General features: G+C 52.5%; 2 protein-coding genes and 1 pseudogene. 1 reads left to right on the top strand and 2 read right to left on the bottom strand.

What is annotated here, in order from left to right:
• A pseudogene (locus VZ94_RS21205) lies at positions 1-361 on the top strand (hypothetical protein); the annotation flags it as partial.
• Here the strand turns inward: VZ94_RS21205 and VZ94_RS23935 are convergent.
• Positions 350-958 (bottom strand): RHS repeat-associated core domain-containing protein, encoded by a 609-nt coding sequence (locus tag VZ94_RS23935; RefSeq protein WP_052700818.1) that lies wholly within the window; start codon positions 956-958, stop codon positions 350-352. The pseudogene VZ94_RS21205 and the gene VZ94_RS23935 sit on opposite strands and share 12 nt — an antisense overlap.
• 200 nt (positions 959-1,158) lie before the next feature.
• Positions 1,159-2,203 (bottom strand): RHS repeat protein (locus VZ94_RS23930; RefSeq protein ID WP_131655678.1); only part of this gene is annotated, 1,045 nt, incomplete at its 5' end.

Below are 2,203 nucleotides of genomic sequence, written 5' to 3'. Positions count from 1 at the left end.
GCGCCGGACAGTCCAAGTGAAAACCCTTGCACAACAAGATATACAACTCGTGCATAACATTCGCCAAGGCTTAGTTGAACAGCGAACCGCCTTGGTCAATCAACTTCGAGGGACATTGAGTGAGCGTGGCATCATCTTAGCTGAAGGAATTAAGCATGTGCGACAAGAGTTACCACTGATCTTAGAAAATGCCGCAAATGGTCTAACCACCTTAAGTCGGGAACTCATCGCGGAGCAATACCAAAAACTGAACCAGGGCCATAGGATGTGCCGAGGTACGAGGCGCATCAATCGCGGGAAAACACGAACGATGCGCCTCCCTTCGTTCGGCACATCCTATAAGCGCACCTTATGGCCTTAACGGATCAGTCAAAAATAACGGATTACCCCCAACATAGGCATAAGTATTCAACCCACCCCGTAACCCAATCGGATCACTCTCTACATACCGCCCACTACCCGGATCATAATCCCTAAAATAATTGTAATGCAGTCCCGTTTCACTATCGAAATATTGCCCAGAGAAGCGCAGATTATAGGTGAAGAGGCCTAGGTTCGCTGGGTTTTCGTTAGGGGCGTTGGCACCGAAGGGTTCGGTGTTGTCCCAGCGCCAGCGCAGTTGTTGGTTGCTGTCGATGATTTGCCTTGGCGTGTTGAGGTGGTCGCTGAGCACATAGTACACGGTGTCGCTGGCGTCGATAACGGCGATGGGTTGGTCGTTTAGCCAAACGTGTTCTTGGATACGTTGGCCTGTGCTGGTGTATTCGCCGATTAAGTGTCCGGCTTCGTCGTAGCTGAATAACCGTATAGCACCCGCTGCTTCGGTTTTGCTGACGCGTTGACCGTGCGCGTTAACACCGTAGCTATAGGCGATACCGCTAGGCATGATGGCGTGTTTGAGTCGTCCAGCTGCATCGTAGCCGAATTGCAGGCTGCCGTTGTGGGTGAGATTGCCCATCCTGTCGTAGCTTTGGGGTATGGCATTGATACTTGGTTAAGCGGTTGCTATTATTGGCAATGGCGTAGTCGGTGTTGACGGAATCAAGCGTTTTTTGTGTGCGGTTGCCATTGGCATCGTAGGCGTAGTGTTGATAATTGGTACTGGTATTGGCGTCAGTCAGACGGCTGAGTAAATCGTAGTGGTAGCTTTGGTTGGTGCTAGACGTGGTTTGACTGGTGAATATTGCCTTGTCGGTCGCGAACCAGGGTAACGTCGCCTTCGTTCAGCGTGTAGTGCGTTAGGTAGCCATCGGCGTCGTAGACGCGGCTGAAACTAGGCTGTCCGGTTACTGTCGGCAGGCGGTAGCTAGTCATGGCACCTAATGGTTGATAGGTAATGTTGTCCACGATGACGTGTTCAGTCGTTTGGGCGTTGGCGCTGTAACGCACTGCGTTGATACGTCCGGCGGTGTCGTATTGGTAATAAAGCGTAGCGCCTGAGGGGTAAGTGAAGCCGTTAAGCCTTCCCGTGCCGCTGTCATAGGCATAGCGGCTAATCAGGTCTATGCCTTGTGTGCGTTGTGTTTTGCTCTGTAGGCGGCCTTCGTTGTCATAGTTCCAATCATTACTACCGGTAGGGTCATCGCTGTGGCTGAGGTGACCCACCGCGTTAGCGTTGCTGGGGTTGGGATTGCCGTCATAGCGGTAGTTAAAACGTAACGCCGGGCTTAGCGGCGCTGGACTCATCGGTGAGGGTTGGTAGTCAATCGAGGTTATACGGTTTAATGCGTCATAGTTATAGGTGGCTGTGTAGTAACGCGCATCAAGGCGGTTTTTGAGGTTACCGGCGGGGTCGTAGTTGGTATTTTGTGTGACACCACGATCAGAGCTGGTTTCGGATAATGGGTTGTTGAGTCCATCAGTGCTGTAATCGGTGCGATTGTTTCTGGCGTCAGTGACTGAGGCAATATGGTCAGCACCGTCATAGCTGGTCGTGCTTTCGCCATTGAGCGCGTCAGTGACTTGGGTAAGTCGGTTCAGCGTGTCGTAGCTGTGGTAGTCGGTAATGGCGTGTTCGGTATCGCTATAGTGCTCTTGGCTGCGGCGTAGATTGCCTTGCGCGTCGTATTGGTATTCACGCACGACTTGGTTGGCAGCATTCAGCACTTGCCAGAGCCGACCTAAGGCGTCGAATCGGCGATTGACGACGGTAGAGGGTGTGGTGGCACCGCTGGCATAGACGCTATCTTGTGTGTGGTGGTCG

This window comes from Methylocucumis oryzae (genome assembly GCF_000963695.1).
Classification (GTDB): domain Bacteria; phylum Pseudomonadota; class Gammaproteobacteria; order Methylococcales; family Methylomonadaceae; genus Methylovulum; species Methylovulum oryzae.
The sequence above is the reverse complement of the archived record's forward strand: the minus strand, read 5'-3'. Positions and strand labels throughout refer to the sequence as shown.

What these genes read in the sequence shown, in the direction of transcription:
- VZ94_RS23935 (WP_052700818.1), bottom strand. Translation starts at nt 958, where the DNA reads ATGGGCAATCTCACCCACAACGGCAGCCTGCAATTCGGCTACGATGCA.